General features: G+C 71.3%; 1 protein-coding gene. It reads left to right on the top strand.

The window, feature by feature from the left end; translation table 11 throughout:
- Positions 1-4,286: non-ribosomal peptide synthetase (locus G4D86_RS51435; RefSeq protein ID WP_164003054.1), on the top strand; the 4,286-nt coding region annotated here is incomplete at both ends.

Genomic DNA, 4,286 nt, shown 5'->3' with positions numbered 1-4,286 from the left:
TGGCGCCCTGGTGCGCCAGCATGCGCCTTCCACCCTCTGGCTCACCACTGCGCTCTTCGAGCAGATGGCCCTGCACCAGGGTGAGGCGCTGGCCCGCGTGTCCCAGCTGCTGGCCGGTGGCGACGTGCTGCCCGCCCAGCGCGTGCGCGAGCACCTCGCGCGCCTGCCGCCGGACGCCGTGCTCGTCAACGGCTACGGCCCCACGGAGAACACCACCTTCTCCACCACCCACACCCTTCGCCCGCGCTCGGCGGTGGGCCACTCCGTTCCGATTGGGCGGCCCCTCTCGCAGTCCACCGCCTACGTGCTGGACGCCTCGCTCAGGCCGGCGCCGGTGGGCGTGCCCGGCGAGCTGTACGTGGGCGGAGACGGTCTGGCCTGGGGCTACCTGGGCCAGCCGGAGCTGACGGCGGAGCGCTTCATCCCCGACGGCTTCAGCGACACGCCGGGCGCGCGCCTGTACCGCAGTGGCGACGTGGCGCGCTGGCAGGCGGACGGCACGCTCGAGTTCCTGGGCCGCGCCGACTTCCAGGTGAAGCTGCGTGGTTTCCGCATCGAGCCCGGCGAGGTGGAGGCCGTGCTGCGGCTCCAGCCCGGCGTGCGCGAAGCGCTCGTGCTGGCGCGTGAGGACAGCCCCGGCGACAAGCGACTGGTGGCCTACGTCGTGGGCGAACCGGAGGTCTCCGGGGACGTGCTGCGCGAGGCCCTCGCGGCCCGCCTGCCCGAGTACATGGTGCCCTCGGCCTTCGTCCTGCTGGAGTCCTTCCCGCTGACGGCGAACGGCAAGGTGGACCGCAAGGCCCTGCCCGCACCGGACGCCACGTCCTCCGCTGCCGAGTACGTCGCCCCCCGCACTCCCACCGAGGAGCAGCTCGCCGCCCTCTGGGCCGAGGTGCTGCGCCTGCCCCGAGTGGGCGTCCGCGACAACTTCTTCGAGGCGGGCGGACACTCCCTGCTGGCCACCCAGCTCGTCTCCCGCATCCGCGCCAGCTTCGGCGTGGAACTGCCCCTGCGCGCGGTCTTCGAGGCCTCCACGCTGGAGGCGCTTGCGCGCCGGCTCGAAGTCGCGGCGCCGCGGGACTCCGCGCCGCCCCTGGTCGCGGTGCCGCGCACGACTCCGCCCCCGCTCTCCTTCGCGCAGCAACGACTGTGGCTCCTCGACCAGCTCGCGCCCGGTGGCTCCGCCTACAACATCCCCTTCGCACTGCGCATGTCGGGCCGGCTGGACCTCGAGGCCCTGCGTCAGAGCTTCGAAGCGCTGGTGCATCGCCACGAGTCGCTGCGCACGACGTTCCGCAAGGACGCCTCGGGCCCCGTCCAGGTCATCGCCCCGCCCGCCGCGCTGCCGATGGATGTCGTTGACCTGAGCCACCTGCCCGAAGACACGCGCCTGGCCGAAGTGCGCCGACTGGCGGCCTCCGAGGCCCTTCGTCCCTTCGACCTCGCCAACGGGCCGCTGCTGCGGGCCTCGCTGCTGCGCCTGGAGTCCGAGCACCACGTGCTGTTGATGACGATGCATCACATCGTCTCCGACGGCTGGTCCATGGGCGTGCTGGTGCGCGAGCTGGTCTCCGCCTACGAGGCCTTCGCTTCAGGCCGCACGCCGCAGCTCGCCCCGCTTCCCATCCAGTACGCCGACTTCGCCTCGTGGCAGCGCGGCTGGCTGCAAGGCGACGTCCTCCAAGAGCAGCTCGACTACTGGAAGCAGCAGCTCTCCGGCGTGCCCGCCCTGTTGGAGCTGCCCACCGACAGGCCCCGTCCCGCCGTCCAGTCCCCGCGTGGTGGCGCGTTGCCCGTCCACCTGCCCGTGCACCTGTCCGAGGCGCTCTCCGCCTTCTGCCAACGCGAAGGCGTCACGCCCTTCATGGCGTTGCTTGCCGTCTGGCAGGTGTTGCTGGCGCGCTACTCCGGCCAGGACGACGTCACTGTCGGCTCCCCCATCGCCGGCCGTACTCGCGCGGAGACCGAAGGCCTCATCGGCTTCTTCATCAACACCCTCGTGCTTCGTGCACGTGTGGTGCCTCGAGCCACCTTCCGCGAGTTGCTCGCCCAGGTGCGCTCCACCACCCTGAGTGCCTACGAGCACCAGCACCTGCCCTTCGAGAAGCTCGTCGAGGAACTGCAGCCTGCGCGCAGCCTGAGCCACTCGCCGCTCTTCCAGGTCATGCTGGTGCTGCAGAACGCACCGACCTCGGCGCTATCCGTGTCCGGCCTGTCCTTCCTCCCGCTGGAGAGCGAGGCCGAAGCCGCCAAGTTCGATCTGACCCTCTCGATGACCCAGACGCCCCGGAGCCTGTCGGGCGCGCTCCGCTACCGCACGGACTTGTTCGACGCCTCCACCGTCTCCCGCTTGGTGGAGCACCTGCAAACCCTGCTGGAGGCCGCGCTCGCCTCGCCCGGCACACGCGTGGGTGAGCTGCCCCTGCTCTCCCCTTCCGAGCGCCAGCAGGTGCTCGCGCGGTGGAACGACACGCACCGGCAGCTGCCCTGGGAAGGTGCCTTCCACGAGCGCTTCGAGTCCCAGGCCTCCCTGACTCCCGACGCCCTGGCCGTCCTCGATGACTCCTCGCAGCTCTCCTTCGCCCAGCTCAACCGCCGCGCCAACCAACTGGCTTCGTGGCTGCGCCAGCGCGGCACCGGGCCCGAGGTGCGCGTCGCACTCTGCATGGAGCGCGGCGCGGACATGGTGGTGGCCGTGCTCGCCATCCTCAAGGCCGGCGGCGCCTATGTCCCCATGGACGCGGCCTACCCACGGGAGCGCCTGGCCTTCATGCTCCAGGACTGCGGGGCGCGTCTCGTCCTCACCCAGCGCCACCTCGCCTCGCGGCTCGACGGCTCCGATGTCGAAGCGGTGTTCCTGGACGACGCGGGTATGAGTCTCGAGCTCGCCCGCGAGTCCGAGGCCAACCCGCCTCACGTCACCTCGCCTCAGCACCTGGCCTACGTCATCTACACCTCGGGCAGTACCGGCAAGCCCAAGGGCGTCATGGTGCAGCACGCGTCGGTGATGAACCTGCGCGCCGCGCTCGCCTCCGCCGTGTATTCCGGCGTGGAGGGTGCGCTGCGCGTCAGCCTCAACGCGCCCCTGTCCTTCGACGCCTCGGTGAAGCAACTCATCCAGGTGGCGGAGGGCCACGCGTTGTGTGTGGTGCCCCAGGCGGCACGCGAAGACGTCGCGCTGCTGAAGTCCTGGGTGGAGAAGTACGGCGTGGACGCGCTGGACTGCTCGCCCTCGCACCTGCGCCTGCTGCTGGAAGAGGGCCTGGGCTCCAGCCGTCCACTGCGCGTGTTGGTGGGCGGCGAGGCGGTGGATGAGGCGCTGTGGGCGAAGCTGTCAGCCCACCCCTTCATCCGCTGCTTCAACGTCTATGGCCCCACCGAGTGCACGGTGGACACCACCGCGCGTGCGGTCCATGGCGCTACGGGCCAGCCCACCCTGGGCGGCCCGCTGGCCAACGTGCAGGTGTACGTGCTCGATGAGCGCATGCAGCCGGTGCCCACCGGCGTCCCCGGTGAGCTCTTCATCGGCGGAGCGGGCGTGGCGCGCGGCTACCTCCACCGCCCCGAGCTCACCGCAGAGAAGTTCATCCCGGACCCGTTCGGCATGTTTGCGGGCGGCCGCCTCTACCGCACCGGCGACAAGGTGCGCTGGCTGGCCAACGGTGAGCTGGACTACCTGGGCCGCATCGACTTCCAGGTGAAGCTGCGCGGCTTCCGGATTGAGTTGGGCGAAATCGAAACCGCGCTGGAAGAAGTGGCGGGAGTCCGCCGCGCCGTGGTGCTCGCACGCGAGGACGTGCCCGGCAACCAGCGTCTGGTGGCCTACGTCGTGGGCGGAGCCGAAGCCGCCGAGGGCGTGCTGCGCGAGGCACTCGCCGCCCGCCTGCCCGGGTACATGGTGCCCTCCGCCTTCGTCGCGCTGGAGGCGATGCCGCTGACGTCCAACGGCAAGGTGGACCGCAGGGCCCTGCCCGCCCCGGAGTCCTCTGCCTCCGCTTCCGAATACGTCGCCCCGCGCACTCCCTCCGAGGAAATCCTCGCCTCCCTCTGGGCCGGGCTGCTGCGCGTGGAGAAGGTCAGCGCGGAGGATGACTTCTTCGCCCTCGGCGGCCACTCCCTGCTGGCCACCCAGGTGGTGTCACACGTCCGCTCCTCCCTGGGCGTCGAGCTGCCCCTGCGCGCCCTCTTCGAGGCCCCCACCCTCGCGGGCCTCGCCAGGCGGGTGGAGCAGGCCACTCGCAACTCCGCCCTGCCCGAGCTGAGCGCCGCGCCCGTGGGCCCCCGGG

This window comes from Pyxidicoccus caerfyrddinensis (genome assembly GCF_010894405.1).
Taxonomy (GTDB): domain Bacteria; phylum Myxococcota; class Myxococcia; order Myxococcales; family Myxococcaceae; genus Myxococcus; species Myxococcus caerfyrddinensis.
The sequence above is the reverse complement of the archived record's forward strand: the minus strand, read 5'-3'. Positions and strand labels throughout refer to the sequence as shown.